The organism is Mesorhizobium sp. 1M-11 (genome assembly GCF_001303895.1).
GTDB lineage: Bacteria > Pseudomonadota > Alphaproteobacteria > Rhizobiales > Rhizobiaceae > Mesorhizobium.
In genome coordinates, this window is record NZ_LJSD01000075.1 from 127366 (window position 1) to 148673 (window position 21308).

At 61.5% G+C, this 21308-nt stretch carries 20 protein-coding genes; 12 read left to right on the forward strand and 8 right to left on the reverse strand.

Annotation, left to right across the window (positions count from 1 at the left end; translation table 11 throughout):
• Nucleotides 1–164: 164 nt before the first annotated feature.
• From AO692_RS30025 to AO692_RS30035, 3 genes are all read right to left on the reverse strand, one after another.
• The gene (locus tag AO692_RS30025) at nt 165–824 is read right to left on the reverse strand and encodes a peroxiredoxin (RefSeq protein WP_054313947.1); all 660 of its coding nucleotides are present in this window, start codon (nt 822–824) and stop codon (nt 165–167) included.
• 265 nt (nt 825–1089) lie between these two features.
• On the reverse strand, nt 1090–1470 hold the full coding sequence (locus AO692_RS30030; RefSeq protein ID WP_054313699.1) for a cell division protein ZapA: 381 nt from the start codon (nt 1468–1470) through the stop codon (nt 1090–1092).
• A 15-nt stretch (nt 1471–1485) separates the two neighbouring features.
• Nucleotides 1486–1758, reverse strand: coding sequence for a DUF4164 domain-containing protein (locus AO692_RS30035; protein WP_054313700.1), 273 nt, complete (start codon nt 1756–1758; stop codon nt 1486–1488).
• A gap of 256 nt (nt 1759–2014) precedes the next feature.
• On the opposite strand from AO692_RS30035, the gene tkt reads away from it, so the two are divergent.
• The 6 genes from tkt (at nt 2015) to AO692_RS30065 (ending at nt 10905) form a co-directional block, all read left to right on the forward strand.
• Nucleotides 2015–4009, forward strand: a complete 1995-nt coding sequence (gene tkt / locus AO692_RS30040; protein ID WP_054313701.1) for a transketolase — start codon at nt 2015–2017, stop codon at nt 4007–4009.
• A 156-nt stretch (nt 4010–4165) separates the two neighbouring features.
• Nucleotides 4166–5176: a type I glyceraldehyde-3-phosphate dehydrogenase gene (gap, locus tag AO692_RS30045; protein WP_054313702.1), complete on the forward strand. Its 1011-nt coding sequence runs from the start codon at nt 4166–4168 to the stop codon at nt 5174–5176.
• Between the two features lie 375 nt (nt 5177–5551).
• Nucleotides 5552–7450: a potassium/proton antiporter gene (locus AO692_RS30050; RefSeq protein WP_054313703.1), complete on the forward strand. Its 1899-nt coding sequence runs from the start codon at nt 5552–5554 to the stop codon at nt 7448–7450.
• Nucleotides 7451–7653: 203 nt separating this feature from the next.
• A complete protein-coding gene (locus tag AO692_RS30055) occupies nt 7654–8850 on the forward strand; it encodes a phosphoglycerate kinase (protein ID WP_054313704.1) in 1197 nt (398 codons plus the stop codon).
• A 265-nt stretch (nt 8851–9115) separates the two neighbouring features.
• Complete coding sequence (locus tag AO692_RS30060; protein WP_054313705.1) at nt 9116–10015, forward strand: fructose bisphosphate aldolase; 900 nt, start codon at nt 9116–9118, stop codon at nt 10013–10015.
• A 152-nt stretch (nt 10016–10167) separates the two neighbouring features.
• Nucleotides 10168–10905 (forward strand): thioredoxin family protein, encoded by a 738-nt coding sequence (locus AO692_RS30065; protein ID WP_054313706.1) that lies wholly within the window; start codon nt 10168–10170, stop codon nt 10903–10905.
• A 150-nt stretch (nt 10906–11055) separates the two neighbouring features.
• On the opposite strand, the gene AO692_RS33260 is transcribed toward AO692_RS30065, so the two are convergent.
• Nucleotides 11056–11217: a hypothetical protein gene (locus tag AO692_RS33260; protein WP_161808150.1), complete on the reverse strand. Its 162-nt coding sequence runs from the start codon at nt 11215–11217 to the stop codon at nt 11056–11058.
• Here AO692_RS33260 and AO692_RS30070 point away from each other — a divergent pair.
• Nucleotides 11216–11950: an SGNH/GDSL hydrolase family protein gene (locus AO692_RS30070; RefSeq protein ID WP_054313707.1), complete on the forward strand. Its 735-nt coding sequence runs from the start codon at nt 11216–11218 to the stop codon at nt 11948–11950. The genes AO692_RS33260 and AO692_RS30070 overlap by 2 nt on opposite strands.
• An 11-nt stretch (nt 11951–11961) precedes the next feature.
• Here the strand turns inward: AO692_RS30070 and AO692_RS33460 are convergent, their stop codons facing one another.
• Entirely contained in the window at nt 11962–12123 is a 162-nt protein-coding gene (locus AO692_RS33460; protein WP_162839678.1) for a hypothetical protein, read from the reverse strand.
• A 190-nt stretch (nt 12124–12313) separates the two neighbouring features.
• On the opposite strand from AO692_RS33460, the gene AO692_RS30075 reads away from it, so the two are divergent.
• The 4 genes from AO692_RS30075 (at nt 12314) to AO692_RS30090 (ending at nt 16124) form a co-directional block, all read left to right on the forward strand.
• Nucleotides 12314–14221, forward strand: a complete 1908-nt coding sequence (locus AO692_RS30075) for a propionyl-CoA synthetase (protein WP_054313708.1) — start codon at nt 12314–12316, stop codon at nt 14219–14221.
• Between the two features lie 77 nt (nt 14222–14298).
• Nucleotides 14299–14466 (forward strand): hypothetical protein, encoded by a 168-nt coding sequence (locus tag AO692_RS33465; protein WP_162839679.1) that lies wholly within the window; start codon nt 14299–14301, stop codon nt 14464–14466.
• A gap of 271 nt (nt 14467–14737) precedes the next feature.
• Nucleotides 14738–15328 (forward strand): DJ-1/PfpI family protein, encoded by a 591-nt coding sequence (locus AO692_RS30085; RefSeq protein ID WP_054313710.1) that lies wholly within the window; start codon nt 14738–14740, stop codon nt 15326–15328.
• Between the two features lie 79 nt (nt 15329–15407).
• Entirely contained in the window at nt 15408–16124 is a 717-nt protein-coding gene (locus AO692_RS30090) for a YafY family protein (protein ID WP_054313948.1), read from the forward strand.
• Between the two features lie 57 nt (nt 16125–16181).
• Here the strand turns inward: AO692_RS30090 and AO692_RS30095 are convergent, their stop codons facing one another.
• A complete protein-coding gene (locus AO692_RS30095; RefSeq protein WP_054313949.1) occupies nt 16182–16874 on the reverse strand; it encodes a DUF1013 domain-containing protein in 693 nt (230 codons plus the stop codon).
• A 253-nt stretch (nt 16875–17127) separates the two neighbouring features.
• On the opposite strand from AO692_RS30095, the gene AO692_RS30100 reads away from it, so the two are divergent.
• Complete coding sequence (locus tag AO692_RS30100) at nt 17128–19329, forward strand: esterase-like activity of phytase family protein (protein ID WP_054313711.1); 2202 nt, start codon at nt 17128–17130, stop codon at nt 19327–19329.
• A 189-nt stretch (nt 19330–19518) separates the two neighbouring features.
• Here AO692_RS30100 and AO692_RS32580 read toward each other — a convergent pair whose 3' ends face one another.
• Nucleotides 19519–19659 carry a DUF1127 domain-containing protein gene (locus AO692_RS32580; protein ID WP_082407659.1) on the reverse strand — a complete coding sequence of 47 codons (141 nt, stop codon included), beginning with the start codon at nt 19657–19659 and terminating at the stop codon, nt 19519–19521.
• A gap of 173 nt (nt 19660–19832) precedes the next feature.
• On the reverse strand, nt 19833–21278 hold the full coding sequence (locus AO692_RS30105) for an MFS transporter (RefSeq protein ID WP_054313712.1): 1446 nt from the start codon (nt 21276–21278) through the stop codon (nt 19833–19835).
• Nucleotides 21279–21308: the final 30 nt, after the last annotated feature.

Consider the following 21308-nt stretch of genomic DNA (forward strand, 5'->3'; position numbering starts at 1 on the left):
CTGCGAAGTCTAGGCAGTCAAGCACAGACTTCTCACAAACTGTTCAGACGCAAAATGCGCGTGCAATCACCCCTAGAGCGTTTCCGCTTTCTCGGAAACGCTCTATCCGCGCAATTCCGGACGCAAAACCGCTGCACCCTTTGCTGGAATTGCTCCAGGCAGGTTCAAGCCCCTGGCTGCTTGGTCTTCCTGAGATAGGGCAGGATCGTCTCGTAGGCGCCGAAACGCTTCACCGCATCCTCGTTGGAAACGGCGGCGGTGATGATGACATCGTCGCCCTGCTTCCAGTTGGCTGGCGTTGCCACCTGATGCTTGGCTGTGAGCTGGATGGAATCGATGACGCGCAGGATCTCGTCGAAGTTACGTCCCGTGGTCATCGGATAGGTGAGCACCAGCTTGATCTTCTTGTCCGGCCCGATGACGTAGACCGAGCGAACCGTTGCATTGTCGGCAGGGGTACGCCCTTCCGAGCTTTCGCCGGAGCCGGCGGGCAGCATCTCGTAAAGCTTGGCGACCTTGAGGTCGCGGTCGCCGATCAGCGGATAGTTCACGTCATAACCGGTGGCGATCTTGATATCGTCCGACCATTTGCCGTGGCTTTCGACCGGGTCGACGGAGATGCCGATGATCTTGACGTTGCGCTTGCGGAATTCACCCTCAAGGCCCGCCATGGTGCCGAGCTCCGTGGTGCAGACCGGCGTGAAATTCTTTGGGTGGCTGAACAGCACAGCCCAGCCATCGCCGATCCACTCGTGGAAATTGATGCTGCCTTGCGTTGTTTCCGCAGTGAAATCCGGCGCGACATCGTTGATACGAAGGCTCATGGCGTACCTACCCCTTGAAACGCGTTGAATGGCGGCTGCCGGCAACACACCGGCAATCATCGCATCTTCCTCCAAAAAGATGACCTTAGGGAGGTGATTTTTGCCGCACCCCGCCAGATAAATTGGAAAATCGTTTCCCGGTGCCGGCACCAACCCTGCCGATCGCCCGCTATTCCAGGAAAAGTGCGAAGCAGTTTTCCGTCTGGAATTGCGTAAAACAAAAAAATTAGAGCGTTTCCGCGTTTCCGAGAAAATTGGAAACGCTCTAGGACGGGCTTTCCGTGGGCTTCCGCACCGTGAGTGATGCCGCGAGATCTTCCATACGCTGGGCCAGCGAGCTGAGCGCACCCGTCAGGGCCTGATCGTTCTTGTCTGCCTTGGTAAGTGCCTCGTCGCGGGTCTTGCGCAGGGTCAGAACTTCGCTCTCCATGCCCTTGATGCGTTTCTGCACCTCGGACAACTCATCCATGACCATGATGCCGGCCATGACGGTGAGACGCTGATCGCCGATTTCGCCAAACGAATCCTTCAGATGCGCGACGTAGCGGTCGAAGCGCTCGGCAAGGTCGATCAGGTGCTCTTCCTGCCCCTCGTCGCAGGCCATGCGGTATTGCTTGTTGTCGATAGTGACGGTGACTTGCGCCATGCCGGACCTCCTGCGCTACCTATCCAGCACCGCGCGGATGGTTTCCATCGCGGTCACCAGCCGGCGCGACACTTCCTTGTTAGCGTCCTCGAGCCGTTCGGCCCGCGCTTCGGAATTGTCGAGCTCCTGCGCCAGACGCGAACGGTCGGCGTTCATACGCTGGACCTCGGCTTCGGCTTCGGAATAGTCGCGCTCGCCTTCGAGCTTTGCGGCGACGGCATCTTCCAGCCCTTCAATGGCCTTGCCCAGCCTCGCTATCACTTCTTTAAGGGTCGTTTCCCCGGTCATGGCCTTCGTCCTCAGCCCGTGCCCATCACCGAATCGCTCGCGTTCAGAACGCGTTATTCGTGAAACATTAGGCGGCGTGTGAAGGCCCCGTCAATAAAGTCGCCTCCCCTGTCCCCCATTAACGCCGAATTGATGAGGCCACGGCGACATTTTCCTTGACGAGAAGCCTATTAAATCGATTTAGGTTTTATTGACTCAAACGGCTGGCCTGCTATGTGTCCCGGCATCTTTTCCGAACCGAACGGCTGGAGGAACCATGGTCTCGCGCGAACAACATGACCGGATGGCCAATGCGATCCGCTTTCTGTCCATGGATGCCGTCGAGAAGGCCAATTCCGGGCATCCCGGCCTGCCGATGGGCGCCGCCGACATCGCAACCGTCCTGTTCACGCGATTCCTGAAATTCGACGCCAAGAACCCGCACTGGCCGGACCGCGACCGTTTCATCCTCTCCGCCGGCCACGGCTCGATGCTGCTCTACTCGCTGCTCTATCTCACGGGCTACGAGGACATGACCATCGAGGAGATCAAGAACTTCCGCCAGCTCGGCTCCCGCACGGCAGGCCACCCGGAATATGGCCACGCCTCCGGTATCGAAACCACCACCGGCCCGCTCGGCCAGGGCATTTCCAACTCTGTCGGCTTCGCGCTCGGCGAACGCATCCTGAATGCCGCCTTCGGCAACGACCTTGTCGACCACTACACCTATGTGCTGGCCGGCGACGGCTGCCTGATGGAAGGCATCTCCCAGGAAGCGATCTCGCTCGCCGGCCACCTGAAGCTGAACAAGCTGATCGTGTTCTGGGACAACAACAACATCTCCATCGACGGTCCGGTCACACTGGCCGACTCCACCGACCAGGTCGCGCGTTTCCAGGCATCTGGCTGGAACGCCATGCATGTCGACGGCCACGACCCGGAGGCGATCGCCTATGCCATCGAAGCCGCACGTCATTCCGACAAGCCGACGCTGATCGCTGCCAAGACGACCATCGGCTTCGGCGCACCGACAAAGGCCGGCACCAACAAGGTGCATGGTTCGCCGCTCGGCGCCGAGGAAATCGCCGGCGCGCGCAAGTTCTTCAACTGGGAGGCGCCGGCCTTCGAAATTCCGTCGGATATCCTGAGCGCCTGGCGCGCCGTTGGTGAAGCCGGCGCCAAGAAGCGCACCGAGTGGGAAAGCCGCCTCGCCAAGGCTGACGCCAAGCAGCGCGGCGAGTTCGAGCGCCGTAACTCGGGCAAGCTGCCCCAGGATTTCGACGCCGTCATCGCCGACTACAAAAAGAAGCTGGCCGCCGACAAGCCGAAGGTTGCCACCCGCAAGTCGTCGGAAATGGCGTTGGAAGTCATCAACGGCGCGGTGCCTGAAACCATCGGCGGTTCGGCCGACCTGACCGGCTCCAACAACACCAAGACCAGCCAGACCAAGGCGATCACGCCGAACGACTACGGCCAGCGCTACGTACACTATGGCGTCCGCGAGCACGGCATGGCCGCGGCCATGAATGGCCTGACACTGCACGGTGGCATCATTCCTTACGGCGGCACCTTCATGTGCTTCACCGACTATGCGCGTCCGGCCATGCGTCTTGCTTCGCTGATGGGCATCCGCTCGATCTTCGTGATGACGCATGACTCGATCGGCCTCGGCGAAGACGGTCCGACCCACCAGCCGGTCGAGCACCTGGCGGCCTTGCGCGCCATTCCGAACCACCTCGTCTTCCGACCGGCCGATGCGACGGAAGCCGCGGAGTGTTGGCAGCTGGCGCTGGAATCGGAAAAGACCCCGTCGACGCTGGCGCTGACCCGCCAGAACCTGCCCGCGGTGCGCACCGAGTATGTGGCGGAAAACCTCTGCCGCAAGGGCGCCTATGAGCTGGCCGCTGCCGAAGGCGGTGAAGCCGCCGTTACCATCTTCGCCACCGGTTCCGAAATCGAGATCGCGCTTGGCGCCCGCACCTTGCTGCAGGGTCACGGCCACCCGACCCGCGTCGTCTCGGTGCCGTGCTTCGAACTGTTCTTCAAGCAGGATCAGGCCTACCGCGAGAGGATCATCGGCAAGGCCAAGGTGAAGGTCGCCATCGAGGCCGGCATTCGCCAGGGCTGGGACCCGATCATCGGCACCGACGGCATCTTCGTCGGCATGACCGGATTCGGCGCATCCGGAACGATCGAACAGCTCTACAAGCACTTTGGCATTACCGCCGAGGATGCGGCCAAGGCGGCGGAAGCCCGTCTGCACGCCAAGTAACGTCTTCCCCGGCGAAGGATCCGCCGGGCCGTTTCGTCGCACCAGGTGACTGAAACGATTAGCCTACAGGCCGGGCGGCTGGATTATTTGGCCGCCCCCCTTTATTGAGGCGGCGGACCTTTTCATCCGCCTTTCCACGCTCCCCGGGAGAAAAACATGACCGTCAGAGTTGCCATCAATGGATTTGGCCGCATCGGCCGCAACATTTTGCGCGCCATCTACGAGTCCGGCCGCAAGGACATCGTCGTTGTTGCCGTCAACGACCTCGGCCCGGTCGAGACCAACGCCCACCTGCTGCGCTACGACAGCGTTCATGGCCGTTTCCCGCATGAAGTGAAAGTCGACGGCGACCAGATCATCATCGGCAATGAGAAGATCAGGGTCACCGCGGTCAAGGACCCGGCCCAGCTCCCCTGGAAGGAACTGAATGTCGACATCGCGCTCGAATGCACCGGCATCTTCACGTCGAAGGACAAGGCCTCGGCGCATCTGACCGCCGGCGCGAAGCGCGTGATCGTCTCGGCTCCCGCCGACGGCGCCGACCTCACCGTCGTCTACGGCGTCAACCATGACAAGATCACCAAGGATCACATCGTCATCTCCAACGCCTCCTGCACCACCAATTGCCTGGCGCCGGTGGCCAAGGTCCTCAACGATGCCTTCGGCATCGAAAAGGGCTTCATGACGACGATCCACGCCTATACCGGCGACCAGCCGACGCTGGACACCATGCACAAGGATCTCTACCGCGCCCGCGCCGCGGCGATGTCGATGATCCCGACCTCGACCGGCGCCGCCAAGGCTGTCGGCCTGGTGCTGCCGGAGCTCAAGGGCAAGCTCGACGGTGTTTCGATCCGCGTGCCGACCCCGAATGTTTCGGTCATCGACTTCAAGTTCGTGGCCAAGAAGCCGGTCACCGTCGAAGAGGTCAATGCTGCGTTGGTTGCCGCCGCCGACGGCTCGCTCAAGGGCATCCTCGCCTACACCAAGGAGCCGCTGGTCTCGGTCGATCTCAACCACGACCCGCATTCCTCGACCTTCGCGCTCGACCAGACCAAGGTCATCGACGGCAACCTCGTGCGTGTCATGTCCTGGTATGACAACGAATGGGGCTTCTCCAACCGCATGGCCGACACCGCTGTCGCCATGGGCAAGACGATCGCCTGATAGGAAGCTTCGCTTTCACTCCTTGCGAAACGCCCGGCCCTGCCGGGCGTTTTTCATTGGAGCTTCTGATGTGAAAGATGCTCCACCATCTTGAAATGGCACCTGGTGCTTTCGAAATCGATTTCGATTTTCGAGCAAGAGATGCCGACACTAAAAAAGCATGAAAGTCAGCGTGCTAGGTCAAAAAATCACCTTCACGCCTTGCAGTGGCCATGTCTTCGCCCCACTCTCCCGTAAAGCGGAAATTAGAGCAATTCCAGGAAAAGTGTGTAACGGTTTTCCGTCCGGAATTGCGTGAAAACAAAGAGTTAGAGCGTTTCCGCGTTTCCGTGAAAGACGGAAACGCTCCAGGAGCGAGCGAGGGGACAGGGAAGCATGGAGCACGCGATCTACCTCGCGACGCTGATCGGCACCGGGTTGGTGGTGGCCGCCGCGTTTTCGAGCCTGATCGCCTTTCGTTTTGGTGCCCCCTTGCTTCTGCTCTTCCTTGGCATCGGCCTTGCGACCGGCGTCGACGGTTTGGGCATCACCTTCGACAATGCCAATGTCGCTTATTTCATCGGTTCGCTGGCGCTCGCCGTCATCCTGTTCGATTCCGGCTTCGGCACGCCGCTCAAGGTGCTACGCCAGGCTGCGGGCCCCGCACTCTCCCTGGCCACGATCGGCGTCGTGCTCACCACCGCCGTTTTCGGGGCTGCCGCCTTCTATTTGCTTGACCTGAACTGGCTGGAATCCTTCCTGCTCGGCGCTTCTGTCGCGTCGACCGATGCGGCCGCAGTCTTCTTTCTGCTGCGCGCGGGCGAGATCAATCTGCGCGAACGCGTGCGTTCCACGCTTGAAGTGGAATCAGGCACCAACGACCCGATCGCCATCTTCCTCACCATAACGCTGGTCGAGGTCATCGCGGCAGGCGCCAATCCGGAAGCACCCGTGTTGCTCGCCGACCTTGCCCTCGGCTTTGTGTTGAACATGGGCCTGGGAGCCGCGGTCGGCATTGTCGGCGGCATGGCCATCGTGCGCCTCGTCGATCGGCTCAATCTCGACCACGGCCTGCTGCCGATCTTCGTGCTCACTTTGTCACTGATGGTCTTCGCCGCAGCCGGCGCCGTCGGCGGCTCCGGCTTTCTCGCGGTCTATCTGGCGGGCCTCGTCGCCGGCAATTCCGATATCCGCGCCGTCACCATCCTGAAGCGCTTCCAGGACGGCATGTCATGGCTCGCGCAGATCATCATGTTCCTTGTGCTTGGCCTGTTCGCAACGCCGTCCCAGTTCCCGGTGATTTTGCTGCCAGCCATCCTGCTTGGCCTGTTCCTGATTTTCATCGCTCGCCCACTGGCGGTATGGCTCTGCCTCTTGCCTTTCCGCTTGCCGCGCCCCGAGGTCGCCTTCGTCTCGTGGGTCGGATTGCGCGGTGCCGTCTCCATCCTGCTCGCCATCACTCCGTTGCTTGGCGGACTGGAGCATGGCCGCATGATCTTCAACGCCGCTTTCATCATCGTGCTGGTGTCGCTCGTGGTACAGGGCTGGACCGTCGGGCCGCTTGCCCGGCGACTGGGCTTGATCGTTCCCGCCCGCATCGGCCCGCTCGACAAGGTCGAGCTCGAACTGCCCGGCTCCGCTCATCACGAACTGCTTGCCTATCGCGTCGTTGCCGGAAGCCCGGTGGCACGCGGCGAACGTATCCCCCGCTGGGCGCGGCCCTCACTGGTGGTGCGCGATGGTCGTTCCATGCGCTTCCAGGACATGGGCCGCCTGCAGGCCGGCGACAACGTCTACATCTTCGTGCCGGACCGCTATCCGCGCCTGATCGACAAGCTGTTCGCCAGCCGCGCGGTGGTCGATCCCGAGGATGCGGATTTCTTCGGTGCTTTCGCCGTCGATCCCGCCCGGCCGGCCGAGGAACTGGAGCTGGCCTACGGCCCCGGCCTGACCGAAGAAGAACGCAAACTCACCATCGGCGCATTGGTGACGGAGCGCCTGGACGGCCACGCGGAATATGCCGATCGCGTTTCGCTGGGACCGATCGAGTTGATCGTCCGCGACGTCGACGAGAAGGGTCGGATCACCAGCCTTGGCCTCTCCTTCGAACCAACGGCCCCGGTGGCGCGGGTTCCGGTCTTCCTCAGTGGCGGCGAGCTTTTCGACCGCATAGCCGGCTTCATCCGCAACCTGCGCAAACCGGAAAAAGCAGAGACCGTCGCCGAAAGCGGAACACCGCAAACCAGTTCAGACGAGACCGTTCACAAGAATGACGATGCCCAGCAACCGGCCTGACATCAGCTTGTGGAGAGATATTTTCCGCTGCGCTGTTATGCGGCCTTGCATCCCCGTTTTTGACCAGTAAGGTCCGGCATCTTTTCGCCAGAGCGTTTCCGTTTTCACGGAAATGCGGAAACGCTCTCACTCTTTGTTTTTTACACAATTCCGGACGGAAAACCGCTACACACTTTTCCTGGAATTGCTCTAAAGGGACGCACATGGCTGACTTCAAGACATTGGACGATCTCAGCGACGTGAGCGGCAAGCGCGTGCTGGTACGCGTCGACCTCAATGTGCCGATTGCCGACGGCAAGGTCACCGACCTCACCCGCATCGAACGTGTCGTGCCAACCATCAAGGAATTGTCGGACAAGGGCGCGAAGGTCGTTTTGCTCGCCCATTTCGGCCGCCCGAAGGATGGCCCGTCGCCGGACCTTTCGCTGCGCCCGATCGCGGCAGCCACCGCAGAGGTGCTGGGCCGTCCTGTCGCTTTCGCTGCCGATTGCGTCGGCGAGAAGGCCGAGCAGGCAGTCGCCGCGCTGAAGAATGGCGAGGTGCTGCTGCTGGAAAACACCCGCTTCTACAAGGGTGAGGAAAAGAACGACCCCGCTCTGACCGAACAATTCGCCGCGCTCGGTGACATCTACGTCAACGACGCCTTCTCGGCTGCGCATCGCGCTCATTGCTCGACCGAAGGACTTGCCCGTGCGTTGCCGGCTTATGCGGGCCGCACCATGCAGGCGGAATTGGAAGCCCTGGAAAAGGGCCTCGGCGCGCCGGTCAAGCCGGTCATCGCCATTGTGGGCGGCGCCAAGGTCTCGACCAAGATCGATCTGCTTATGAACCTGGTCAAGAAGGTCGACGCCCTGGTCATCGGTGGCGGCATGGCCAACACTTTCCTCGCAGCCCGCGGCACCAACGTCGGCAAATCGCTGTGCGAGCACGATCTCGCCAACACGGCCAAGCAGATCATGATCGAGGCAGCGACCGCCGGCTGCGCCATCATCCTGCCGGTTGACGGTGTTGTCGCGCGCGAATTCAAGGCGGGCGCCGCCAATGAGACGGTCGCCATCGACAGCGTTCCCGCGGACGCCATGATCCTGGACGTCGGCGAAAAGACGGTCGAAGCGGTCAACCAGTGGATCGACCGCGCCGCCACGCTGGTGTGGAACGGCCCGCTCGGCGCCTTCGAGATCGAGCCCTTCGACAAGGCGACCGTCTCCGCCGCCAGGCACGCGGCCGCTCGCACCAAGGCTGGCAAGCTGATTTCGGTCGCCGGCGGCGGCGACACGGTAGCAGCCCTCAACCACGCCGGCGTCGGCGATGAGTTCACCTATGTCTCGACGGCCGGCGGTGCCTTCCTGGAATGGATGGAAGGCAAGCCGTTGCCGGGAGTCGAGGTTCTCAAAGCCTGATCCCGAACCGAAGGTCGACGAAGCAAAAAACGTGGACTTTCCGGAGGATCACGCAACAAAACAAAGAGATAGGGTGGATGCCGTTTCCCCATCATCGCATCCCGCCCCATGATCTCCCTTCATCTTGTCTCCTGCCGGATGAAACACTTCCACATCTCAATTGATATCTTTCAATCGATTCAAGGTTTTTGCTGGCATTCCATCGCAAAAACTCTTCTGATATTCGCCCGGGCAGACAATCAGGAGGCAGTAGATGAGTGGTGAGATGAACAAGGACATGGCTGCGCAGGCCGCAAACAAGGACGGCTTCATTGCAGCGCTCGACCAGTCGGGCGGCTCCACGCCGAAGGCGCTCAAGCTTTATGGTGTCGATGAAAGCGCCTGGTCGAATGACGCTGAAATGTTCGACCTCGTTCATCAGATGCGCACGCGGATCATCAAGTCGCCTGCCTTCACCGGTGACAAGGTCATGGGCGCGATCCTGTTCGAGCAGACCATGGACCGCGACATCGACGGCACGCCGACGGCCCAATATCTCTGGGAAAAGCGCCACGTCGTGCCTTTCCTGAAGATCGACCAGGGCTTGGCCGAGGCACAGGACGGCGTCAAGCTGATGAAGCCGATGCCGACCCTCGATGCGCTGCTGAAGCGCGCGGTCGCCAAGGGAATTTTCGGCACGAAGGAACGGTCGGTGATCGATGCTGCGAACCCGAAGGGCATCGCCGCCGTCGTCGACCAGCAGTTCGAAGTCGGCAAGCAGGTCCTGGCGCATGGTCTCGTCCCGATCATCGAGCCGGAAGTCACGATTTCGATCCCCGACAAGGCCGAAGCCGAGGACATTCTGCTGGCGGAGATCCGCAAGCATCTCGACCAGGTGCCAGCAGGCAAGCAGGTCATGCTGAAGCTGACGCTGCCGACCAAGGCCAACCTCTACAAGCCGCTGGTGGATGATCCCCGCGTCATGCGCGTGGTCGCCTTGTCCGGTGGCTATTCGCGCGACGATGCCAATGCGAAGCTCAGGCAGAATGACGGCATGATCGCCAGCTTCTCTCGTGCCTTGACCGAGGGATTGTCCGCGGGCCAGAGCGACAGTGAGTTCGATGCCGCACTGGGCTCGGCGATTGACAGCATCTTCGAAGCGTCTCGCGCCAAGGCAGCGGCCTGAGACAGGAGTCAAATCCGTTTTCGAAACCCGGGCTCCACGCCCGGGTTTTTGTTTTCGGCCGGTGCAATCTCGCCAGCGGAAAATATTTCGCCGCAGATGTAGAAATGGACAGCCCTCGCACGTCCTTGGACATTGGAGAAAGGAATAGATCCATGTCCAAGCGCAAGATCGTCCCGCAGGACGAGTGGTTTCGTGCCCACAAGGAACATCTGAAACGCGAGAAGGAATTGACGCGCCTGCGCGACAAGATCGCCGCGGAACGGCGCGAACTGCCCTGGCTGAAGATACGAAAGGACTATGTCTTCGAGACCGAGGCTGGGCCGAAATATCTCACCGACCTGTTCGGCGACAACAGCCAGCTCATCATCTACCATTTCATGCTGGGGCCGAGCAGCAACCGCTATTGCGAGGGCTGTTCCTTTCTGTGCGACCACATCGACGGCGCCAACCAGCATTTGCGCCACCACGATGTCTCGTTGGTGGTCGTAGCGCGGGCGCCGCTGGCCGAAACGCTGCCGTTCAAGAAACGCATGGGCTGGAAGTTCGATATGGTCTCGTCCTTCGCCAGCGACTTCAACTTCGACATGCAGGTGTCCTACACCGACAAGCAGATCGCAGCCGGCGAGACGATCTACAATTTCGAGGCACGTCCCATCACCATTCGCGATCTGCCCGGTATCAGCGTCTTCTTCAAGGACGAGGCTGGAAACATCTTCCTCACCTTCATGTCACGGGCGCGGGGTGGCGAACCGCTGATCACAACCTATGACTATCTCGACATGACCCCGAAGGGGCGCAACGAAAACGGTCCCTATTACGGCATGATCGACTGGGTACGCCTGCACGACGAATACGAAGGCACCCCGAGCGAAGATACCTGCTGCCACTAGAGCAATCCCAGCAAAAGCCCGTAGCGATTTTGCTGGAATTGCGCAGAAACAAAGAATTGGAGCGTTTCCGCGATTCGGAGAAAAGCGGAAATGCTCCAGAACCGCGTGTCGATGCGCTGACGTTGCGGCAACCGACGATGCGCAAGCTCCCTATTCATCTGTCGCCTGTCCTGCGGTAAGGCTTGGCTCGTCCTGGAGCGTTTCCGTTTTCACGGAAACGCGGAAACGCTCCAACTCTTTGTTTTCACGCAATTCCGAACGGAAAACCGCTACGCATTTTTCCTGGAATTGCTCTAGCATCGAGCCTGCCATGTCCCGCATCGCCGCCCTGCTTACCTGGTTCGCCCTGCCCGTCTATGTCTGGCAGGGCATTGGCGTGCGCCGCCGCACCACGCGCATGCTGCCAGCCTCGGGGCCGGTCATGCACGAGATCACAGGCAGGAAGCCGCCGCTCTCGCTGCTGGTGCTGGGCGATTCCTCTGCTGCCTCAGTCGGCATCGGTCGTTCCGAGGATGGCCTGGCCGCTCAATTGGCCACGCTGATCTCGGAACAGACCGGCCAAGCTGTGCGCTGGCGTGCCGCCGGCTTCAATTCGGCGACGTCTGGCCAGATCCGCGATCACGTCCTGCCCAATCTGTCAGCCGATGCCTGGACGCATATCGTGCTCTGCATCGGCACCAACGACACCAAGAATTTTCACTCGGTCCCACGCTTCAAGAAGGAATTCGGCGGCTTGCTCTATGCCTTGCGCGCCAAGTGGCCGGAGGCGCGCGTGGTGTGGTCGCCGGTGCTGGAGTTCACCCGCGCACCGGCGATGCCTCCGCTGCTCGGCAAGATCCTGGAAATCCGCGCGCAGGAAATGAACCGCATGGGAACGCGGCTGTGCTATGAGCGCGGCGCAGTACCCGCCTCACGGCTGCCGATCACCAACCCGCAAGCCGGCTTCGCCAGCGACGGCTTCCATGCTTCGGCGGCGGGCTACCGCGCCTGGGCCGAACATCTGCTGCGCTTTGTACTTGGGGACGACGAGACCCCGTCGACCTGACGACGTTGCGTCTACCACTGGTGACCGAGCAGTGCTGTCACCGAAATGGCCGCGAGGGCAACGACCGCAAGCTTCCAGCAATCGCGCCGCCGTCTCAGTCCTGGCAGGCCAAGCGGCTTGATGACCTGGATGGCCATCATGGCAAGGATAATGAGAGCGAGCAGCTTCGACATGGCCGCTTTTTGAGCAGGGTCGGAGCCAGCTGTCAAAGGCTGCATGACGGCATCACCGTCCTTAGTCAGATAGACGCTGAGGGCAGGTAGACGCTAGATTTCCTCCTGCAGCAATTCCGGGAAAAGTGCGTATCCGCGTTTCCGTGAAAAACGGAAACGCTCTGAAAAGAAAAAGCAGGGAGGAAACGGGATGGCCAGCCGCTACCATGAGGTCTATGCCAACTGGAAACGCGACCCGGATGCCTTCTGGGCCGAAGCAGCCGAAGCAATCGACTGGTATCGCCGCTGGGACCGCGTCTTCGATCCGCGCGAGGATGTCTACGGCCGCTGGTTCACCGGCGCCGTCTGCAACACCTGCTATAATACGGTTGACCGTCACGTTACCGGTGGTCGCGCCGACCAGCTCGCGCTGGTCCATGACAGCGCCTATAGCGGAAAAGTCACGCGTTACACCTATGCCGAGCTGATGCGCGAGGTGGTTGCAACGGCATCGGTGCTCTGGAACCAGGGCGTACGCAAGGGCGACCGCGTCATCATCTACATGCCGATGGTGCCGGAGGCAGCGATCGCCATGCTCGCCTGCGCTCGTCTCGGCGCCATACATTCGGTGGTCTTCGGCGGCTTTGCCGCGCGCGAACTCGCGACCCGCATCGATGACGCGACACCAAAAGTCATCGTGTCCGCTTCCTGCGGCATCGAACCCGGCCGCGTCGTCCCCTACAAGCCGCTGCTCGACGGCGCCATCGAACTGGCCCGCCACAAGCCGGACGCTTGCCTTGTGCTCCAGCGCGAGGAATTACGCTGCGACCTCGTTTCCGGCCGCGACTTCGATCTTGCCGACCAGGTCGCGCGCGAACGCGCCGCTGGCGCCTGGGTCGACTGCGTGCGCGTCGCCGCGACCGACCCGCTTTATGTGCTCTATACATCGGGCACCACGGGCCAGCCCAAGGGCGTGGTGCGCGACAATGGCGGCCATATGGTCATGCTGCGATGGACCATGGAAAATGAGTTCAGCGTCAAGCCGGGCGAAGTCTTCTGGGCAGCCTCGGACGTCGGATGGGTGGTCGGCCATTCCTATATCGTCTACGCGCCCCTGCTCGCCGGCTGCACGACGGTGATGTTCGAAGGCAAGCCGGTGGGCACCCCTGATGCCGGCACCTTCTGGCGCGTCATTGCCGACCATGGTGTCGCCGCGCTCTTCACCGCGCCGACCGCCTTTCGTGCCATCAAGGGTCAGGACCCGCAGGGCAGGCTCGTACCGGCTTACGATCTCAGCAAATTCCGCACCCTGTTCCTTGCCGGCGAACGCGCTGATCCCGAGACCATCAAATGGGCTGAACGGAACCTGAAAGTGCCGGTGATCGACCATTGGTGGCAGACCGAGACCGGTGCGCCGATTACCCAGAACCCGGTAGGCTTGGGTACGCTGCCGGTGAAATACGGCTCGCCCGGCGTGCCGATGCCCGGTTACGATATCCGCGTGCTCGATGATGCCGGTCACGAAGTGGCAAAAGGCGCACTCGGCAATGTCGTGTTGAAGCTGCCGCTGCCGCCCGGCTGCCTGCCGACGTTGTGGAAGGCGGACAAACGCTTCCGCCAGTCCTATCTCGATGAGTTTCCCGGACACTACAAGACCGCCGACGCCGGCATGATCGACGAAGACGGCTATCTCTTCGTCATGGCCCGTACCGACGACATCATCAACGTCGCCGGCCACCGCCTTTCGACCGGCGCCATGGAGGAAGTATTGGCCGAGCATCCAGACGTTGCGGAATGTGCAGTCATCGGCATAGCCGACACGATGAAGGGTCAGGTGCCGCTTGGCCTGGTCGTTCTCAACGCTGGCGCAGCGCGCGAGGATGGTGCGGTCGAGAAGGAAGCCGTGGCCCTGGTGCGTGACCGCATCGGCCCCGTCGCCGCCTTCAAGACGGTGGTGACCATCAAGCGCCTGCCCAAGACCCGCTCCGGCAAGATCCTGCGCGGCACCATGCAGAAAATCGCCGACAAGGAAGCGTGGAAAATGCCCGCGACCATCGATGATCCTGCCATTTTGGACGAGATCGCCGAAGCTCTGAAGGCCCGCGGAATAGGTGCCTGAACTGCCTTCCGCACTCCTGACAGACTGCTGTCAGGAGGGGTATGCGATGATGCCTCCATCAAATGAAGGAGGCTGTCATGAACCGTTTCGTCATCATCGATTCGCTGCATCGTTATGTCGGCAAGATCCGCACGATCCGCAACGAGATCCGTACCGAGCGTCTGTTGAACAGCCTGCCATCCGAGATCCGCGCCGACATCGGCTGGCCGGATATGTATAGCGGCATGCGCCGCCGCGAAGACTAGAGCGTTTCCGTTTTCACGGAAACGTGGAAACGCTCTGACTCTCTGTTTTGACGCAATTCCGGACGAAAAACCGCTGCGCACTTTTCCTGGAATTGCTCTGAGTGACTTTTTTCGGCGAACCCTTGGATTGACAGATTGTCACACCCAAGTAAGGGACCACGACTGACGCGCGCCATCCGGTTGGAGCATGTCCCAGGGAAGCGTGCCGGCCATTTGAGGTGTCGCGAAGAGCTGCGGAGGCGCGGCATCGAGACTAGGAAGGAACGGGATCGTGCCGCAGAGCAAGAAGATCGGTTTCGTTTTCATCAACCGCTTTGCCGACTGGGAATACGGGCTTTTGGCGGCTTCCGCCGTCGAATGGTTCGGTGCGGAAGCCATCTCATTGACGCCTGAAGGCCAGCCCGTCACCTCGACAAGCGGTTTTCAGCTGACGCCGCAACGCTCGATCGACAGCACGGAGAATGCCGACCTCGACGCAGTCGCGGTCATCGGTTCCGATGTCTGGGCGAGCGACGGCGCGCCGGATGTTTCCGGCCTGGTCAATGCTGTTGCAGCACGCGGCGGCGTTGTCGGCGGCATTTGCGCCGGCACCCTGGCGCTTGCACGGGCCGGCCTGTTCAAGGACAAGGCCCATACCAGCAACGGCCAGGATTGGATCCTGAAGCACCTGCCCACCTATGTGGGCGCGGAGCGCTACAACGACGTGCCGCATGCCGTAGCCGATGGGACGATCGTATCGGCGCCCGGGTCGGCACCAGGCACCTTCGCCAAGGAATTCATCGGCGCACTGTATCCTGACAAGCAATCCGAGCTGACCGAGATGCGCGCGCTGTTTGCCCGGGAGTACGGTGCAAGCTCCTGACAATATGCTGTCAGGAGCACAATGCCATACTGACAGAATGGAACGAATGCTCTTCGTTCGAACGGATGGGATCAAGACGATGCGACGTGCCGACAGGCTTTTCCAGATCGTCCAGCATCTGCGTGGCGGCCGTCTCGTCACCGCGCAGAAGCTAGGCATGTGGCTCGAAGTGTCCGAGCGCACCATCTACCGCGATATCGCCGATCTGCAGTCGACCGGTGTGCCGATCGATGGCGAGGCGGGCGTGGGCTACATGATGCGGGAAGGGTTCGACCTTCCGCCGCTGATGTTCACCCGCGACGAGATCGTGGCGCTGGTTGCGGGCGCCCGCATGGTGCGTGCCTTTGGCGGTGCTACCATGGCACGTGCCGCCGACGAAGCACTGGTCAAGATAGGTGCCGTGCTGCCGGACACCGAGAAGGACCGTATCGCCCGCACCGAAATCCATACACCAATGTGGGTAGTGAGCGATGCCGCCCGCGAAGCCATCGATCTGATCGAACGCTCGATCGAGAAGCGCCAGGTCTTGACCATCGACTACAATGACGAAGCCGGGCGCAGCACCGCACGCGACGTGCGCCCGCTCGGACTGTGGTTCTGGGGCAAGGTGTGGACGCTGGTGGCCTGGTGCGAGATGCGCGACGACTTCCGTGCCTTCCGCATCGACCGTATCGCTTCGCTCGATGTTGCCGGCCGTACCTTCAAGCCGGAACGCGGCAAGCAGCTCGCTGATTTCTACCGTGCGGTCGAGCGTAGCGAAGCCTACGGCATGGGACCGACCGCAAGGGGGGCGTGAGGCAGCAACGCCATCTCCCCTCATCGGGGAGATGGACATGATTGCCGCGGGCTTCGCTTATTCTTCGTCTTCTTCCTCGTTCTTGCCCTTCAGCGCCGAGAGCTTGGCGAAGACGGCATTGGCATCGAGTTCCTCGTCTTCTGCCTTCGGCTTGTCGATCTCGGGCACGAGGCGTTCGGTAAGCGCGGCCGGCAGCAGCGTGTCGCCAACCGGTTGAACCTGCTCGCGGCCACGCGAGGCGCGCTGCACTTCAAGGTCGAGATCGATCTGCGAGCAAAGCCCCAGCGTAACGGGATCCATCGGCGCCAGATTGGCCGAGTTCCAGTGCTTGCGCTCACGGATCTGCTCGATGGTCGACTTGGTCGTGCCGACGAGACGGGAAATCTGCGCATCCTTCAGTTCCGGATGGTTACGCACCAGCCAGAGAATGGCATTCGGTCGGTCCTGGCGCTTGGACAACGGCGTGTAGCGCGGGCCCTTGCGCTTGGATTCCGGCACACGCACCTTCGGCTCAGACAGCTTCAGACGATGGTTGGGATCCTTCTCGGCGCGGGCGATCTCGTCGCGGGTGAGCTGGCCGGTGATGATCGGGTCCATACCCTTGATGCCTTGCGCCGATTCGCCGTCGGCGATCGCCTTCACCTCGAGCGGATGCAGCGAGCAGAACTGCGCGATCTGGTCGAAAGAAAGGGCGGTGTTGTCGACCAGCCAGACCGCGGTCGCCTTGGGCATCAGAAGTGTGTTGGCCATTTTCAGAAAATCCTTCTCGTTCGCCCGCGTTCCCGCGCGGGCGGTGGTTTGAGGCCACCAGTAAGGGAAATCGCGCCGTATATAGCGGTTAACAGGCCCGATCGCAACGTTTTTACGGACCACTTGGAAATAGCCGAGCAACGGCAAAACACCGACAGCCTCGATTGTCATCGAAGCTTCATGTTTCCGTCATGCCGCTGAAATGTGGCTCGCTCATGGGAGAGCGGTTCCCACATTCTCCGAGAGATCAACGATGTCACGCTCTTCCATCCTTTTGGCGCTGACCGCCGCGCTCGCCGCCTCGGCTGCCCCGCCCGCACATGCCGACCAGGCCTTCAACCGCATCGCCACTTTCGCCGTCGCCGAAAACCTGCCTGCCGACGCCGACAAGAAAGCGAAGACCTCGGCTGAAATCATCACCGCGACCGAAGATGGCAACACACTGGTCTACTCCGACAGTCCCTATGGCGCAGTCGGCTTTGTCGACATCACCGATCCCAAGGCGCCGAAGGCCGGAGGTCTCGTCAAGATCGATGGCGAGCCGACTTCCGTCACAGTCGCCGGCGGCAAGGTCCTGGCGGGCGTAAACACCTCCAAGAGCAAGGCTGAGCCTTCGGGCAACCTGACGGTCGTTGACATTGCCTCGAAGAAGATCGAGGCAAGCTGCGATCTCGGCGGTCAGCCCGATTCCGTGGCGCTGAGCAAGGACGGCAAGTTCCTGGCTGTCGCCATCGAGAATGAGCGCGACGAGGAACTCAACGAAGGCGCGCTGCCGCAACTGCCCTCCGGTAATCTCAAGATCGTGCCGGTTGCCGCTGGCGTGCCGGATTGCGCCGGCATCAAGACAGTGGAAGTCACCGGCCTCTCCGAGATCGCGCCGGACGACGCGGAGCCGGAATTCGTTGCTTTCAACGAGGCTGGCGAGATCGCACTGACGTTGCAGGAAAACAACCACATCGTCATCGTCGACGCTGCAACCGCCAAGGTCGTCTCGCATTTCTCGGCGGGTTCGGTCACGCTGGAAAATGTCGACACCAAGAAGGACGGCGCGTTCAACTTCTCCGGCAAGGTCGAAAACCAGAAGCGTGAACCGGATGCGGTGAAGTGGCTGGACAATAACCGGCTCGTCATCGCCAACGAAGGCGACTGGAAAGGCGGCTCGCGCGGCTTCACCATCTTCTCGAAGAAAGGCGAAGTGCTCTACGAATCCGGCCCGAGCTTCGAATACGAAGCCGCCAATCTCGGCCACTATCCGGAGCATCGCAACAAGAAGGGCATCGAGCCGGAAGGCGTCGAAGTCGGCGCCTATGGCGACAGCAAGCTGCTGTTCGTCGGCTCCGAGCGGGCTTCGCTGGTAGGCGTCTACCAGGACACCGGCGCCGAGCCGAAATTCCTGCAGGCACTGCCTTCCGGCATCGGCCCTGAAGGACTGCTCGCCATCCCCGCGCGCAACCTCTTCGTCACGGCCAATGAAACCGACCTCGGCGAAGACGGTCTCGCCCGCTCGCACGTCATGGTTTTCGAACGCGCGGAGGGCAACCCTGCCTATCCGATGATCGCCGCCGATCTGACCGACAAAGGCGTTCCGCTCGGCTGGGGCGCACTGTCCGGTCTCGCCGCCGATCCGGAAACCGCCGGCAAGCTCTATGCGGTTTCGGATTCGGTCTACGGCAACCAGCCGGCGATCTACACGATCGACGCGACCCAGACACCGGCGAAGATCACCGGCAAGATCGTCGTCACCCGCAATGGCAGCCCCGCGCAGAAGCTCGACCTCGAAGGCATCGCGCCCGACGGCAAGGGTGGTTTCTGGCTGGCGTCGGAAGGCAACAGCGAGAAGCTGGTGCCGCATGCCATCTACCGCGTCGACGAGAAGGGCGAGATCAAGCAGGAGATCGCCTTCCCGGCGGAACTGCTGCCCAACGAGACCCGCTTCGGCCTCGAAGGCATCACCACCATCGGCGAAGGCGACGATCTTACCCTGGTCGCCGCTGTCCAGCGCGAATGGAAGGACGATCCGAAGGGCCAGGTGAAGCTGCTCGCTTACAAGCCTAAGGCCAAGGAATGGTCAGCCGTGCGCTATCCGCTGGAAAAGGCCGAAAAGGGTTGGATGGGCCTTTCGGAGGTCACGGCCCATGACGGCAGGCTCTATATCATCGAGCGTGACAATCTGATCGGCTCGGAAGCCAAGGTGAAGCGCGTCTACAGCGTCGCACTCGACGGCTTCAAGCCGGCGAAACTCGGCGGCGAGTTGCCGGTCGTGGAAAAAACGCTGGTGCGTGACCTGCTTCCCGACCTGAAGTCGGCCACCAACGGCTATGTCGTCGACAAGGTCGAAGGCTTCACCATCGACAAGCGGGGCAATGCCTATGTCGTGACCGACAATGACGGCGTCGACGACTCCTCCGGCGAAACCCTGTTCCTGAACCTCGGCAACAGCGTCAAGACCAACTGAACCGCTTGAGTTCCCTGCCCCGGGTGACCTCCCGCCCGAGCAAAAAAATGGCCACGGCAGTGATGCCGTGGCCATTTTCGTCAAAGGGTTTGGAGGCCGAAGGGTCGGCCCAAAAACAAAACCCGCCGGACGGGGTCCAGCGGGCTCGGAACCGGCGGCGCGATAGATTGCGCCAGGCGTCGGCTCTGCTTAGATGGCCGCGCGAGCGACCCGTTCGATGTCAGAGCGGCTGATGCCGAGGTCATCCAGTTCGCGGTTGTTGAGACGGCTCAGTTCGCGAACGGTCTGGTTGTAACGGCGCCAATTCTTGTAGCTGCGGATCAGGTTCATCTGTCCCTCCTAAGTTTCACAATCTCTGTATGCCGCTCAAATAGGCATTCCTGCTCATTTGTTGAACAGACGCTTTTGCATGGCAGCAATGCTTTGCTGCATTGCAGCATTACCAAAAAGAAAACGCCCGGGCCGTTGCCAGCCCTGGCGTTAAGCATTCGGCGATGAGTGGCTCAGGCTGCCTCTGGCTCCACCGCGATTGGCCTCTTCACGGGGCATGTACGCGCGACCTGCCGGACCGTGATGAAGCAGATGAGCGGTGCCAGCGCGAACAGGCTGAACAGCCATCGCGAAGCGCTCGCCGTGCCAGCCACGCCGCCGGGATCGAGCAGTCCGCCGAGATTGGCCACCATGCCTGCCAGCGCCGCACCGAAAGCCGTTGCAAACAGCGTGACAGTGGAGATGGAGGCCGATGTGATATCCTGTTCGTCCGCGGGTGCAGCCTTGAAAATCCGCGTCAGGATATGCGGCCAGGCAATTCCGACGCCGAGGCCGATGGCGGCGAAGGCAACGCAGACCGACGCCAGCATGAGCCAATCATGGCCGTTGCCGAGCGGGAAGAGCACGGCAAGTGCCGCCATCCCGGTAAAGCTGAACAAGGGTGCGGCGAAGATCGCCCGGTCAATGCCTTTGCCTTGCGCGCCCGAGCTCCACAACGAGCCGATTGTCCAGCCAGCCGACATGATGGCTGCCAGATACCCGGCGATCAGCGGCGTCTGCTCATAGAGCACCTGCAGGAACAGCGGGACGAAGATTTCCGAACCGGTCACGGTGACGCCGAGCAATGCCATGGTGGCGAAAAGCGCGCCCAATGCCGTTGTGGGACGGAACGAGCCGCGCGGCAGAAGCCGGTTGCGCGCCCGGCTCTCGACGCCGATCAGCAGGGCAATGAGCACGACGGCCGCGCCGAGACCGAAGAGATTGTAGATGGGATCTGGCGACACACTGCCGGCCGAAACCGCAAGCACGGCGCCAAGCAGAAGTGCCAACTGCAGGATCGGCACCGTCGAACGCTCATTCCTGTCGGGGTTTTGTCCGGGCAGCACCGCAACCGCCAGCACGGCAAACACGATGGCGATCGGCGCCAGCGACCAGAAGGCCGCCCGCCAGACACCGTACTCGGCGAAAATACCGCCAATGGCCGGGCCAACCAGCGTTGCCACGCCCCACATGCCCGACACCAGCCCCATGGCGCGTGGCCACAGTGATTCCGGGAAGACGATGCGGATCATCGCATAGGAAAGCGCGAACAGGAATCCGCCGCCGAAACCCTGTACGGCACGACCGGCAAGCAACGCCGGCATGGACGACGCGAAGCCACAGAACAAGGTGCCGGCAGCGAAGATGAGCGCGGCCACCAGATAGGCGCCGCGTGGTCCGGCGACACCAAGCAGTTTTGCCGAAAGGGCGGAGCCCAGGATGGACGTGGCGACGAAAATCGTGGTGTTCCAAGCATAGTAGTCGATGCCGCCGATGTCCTTGACCACCGAGGGCAGAATGGTGGTGGCGACATAGACATTGATGGCGTGAAGCGCGACGCCGCCGGCAAGCGCCAGCGTACGGACGGCATTCGAGCCGGAGAGCAAGGCACCCCAGCCTGTTTCATGTTCTTGGGACATGGAGGATCCTCTGACGAAGCGAGCTTGCGC

Coding starts and splice junctions, on each gene's coding strand:
- AO692_RS30025 (WP_054313947.1), bottom strand. CDS start 824: ATGAGCCTTCGTATCAACGATGTCGCGCCGGATTTCACTGCGGAAACA.
- AO692_RS30030 (WP_054313699.1), bottom strand. CDS start 1,470: ATGGCGCAAGTCACCGTCACTATCGACAACAAGCAATACCGCATGGCC.
- AO692_RS30035 (WP_054313700.1), bottom strand. CDS start 1,758: ATGACCGGGGAAACGACCCTTAAAGAAGTGATAGCGAGGCTGGGCAAG.
- tkt (WP_054313701.1), top strand. CDS start 2,015: ATGGTCTCGCGCGAACAACATGACCGGATGGCCAATGCGATCCGCTTT.
- gap (WP_054313702.1), top strand. CDS start 4,166: ATGACCGTCAGAGTTGCCATCAATGGATTTGGCCGCATCGGCCGCAAC.
- AO692_RS30050 (WP_054313703.1), top strand. CDS start 5,552: ATGGAGCACGCGATCTACCTCGCGACGCTGATCGGCACCGGGTTGGTG.
- AO692_RS30055 (WP_054313704.1), top strand. CDS start 7,654: ATGGCTGACTTCAAGACATTGGACGATCTCAGCGACGTGAGCGGCAAG.
- AO692_RS30060 (WP_054313705.1), top strand. CDS start 9,116: ATGAACAAGGACATGGCTGCGCAGGCCGCAAACAAGGACGGCTTCATT.
- AO692_RS30065 (WP_054313706.1), top strand. CDS start 10,168: ATGTCCAAGCGCAAGATCGTCCCGCAGGACGAGTGGTTTCGTGCCCAC.
- AO692_RS30070 (WP_054313707.1), top strand. CDS start 11,216: ATGTCCCGCATCGCCGCCCTGCTTACCTGGTTCGCCCTGCCCGTCTAT.
- AO692_RS33260 (WP_161808150.1), bottom strand. CDS start 11,217: ATGGCAGGCTCGATGCTAGAGCAATTCCAGGAAAAATGCGTAGCGGTT.
- AO692_RS33460 (WP_162839678.1), bottom strand. CDS start 12,123: ATGTCGAAGCTGCTCGCTCTCATTATCCTTGCCATGATGGCCATCCAG.
- AO692_RS30075 (WP_054313708.1), top strand. CDS start 12,314: ATGGCCAGCCGCTACCATGAGGTCTATGCCAACTGGAAACGCGACCCG.
- AO692_RS33465 (WP_162839679.1), top strand. CDS start 14,299: ATGAACCGTTTCGTCATCATCGATTCGCTGCATCGTTATGTCGGCAAG.
- AO692_RS30090 (WP_054313948.1), top strand. CDS start 15,408: ATGCGACGTGCCGACAGGCTTTTCCAGATCGTCCAGCATCTGCGTGGC.
- AO692_RS30095 (WP_054313949.1), bottom strand. CDS start 16,874: ATGGCCAACACACTTCTGATGCCCAAGGCGACCGCGGTCTGGCTGGTC.
- AO692_RS30100 (WP_054313711.1), top strand. CDS start 17,128: ATGTCACGCTCTTCCATCCTTTTGGCGCTGACCGCCGCGCTCGCCGCC.
- AO692_RS32580 (WP_082407659.1), bottom strand. CDS start 19,659: ATGAACCTGATCCGCAGCTACAAGAATTGGCGCCGTTACAACCAGACC.
- AO692_RS30105 (WP_054313712.1), bottom strand. CDS start 21,278: ATGTCCCAAGAACATGAAACAGGCTGGGGTGCCTTGCTCTCCGGCTCG.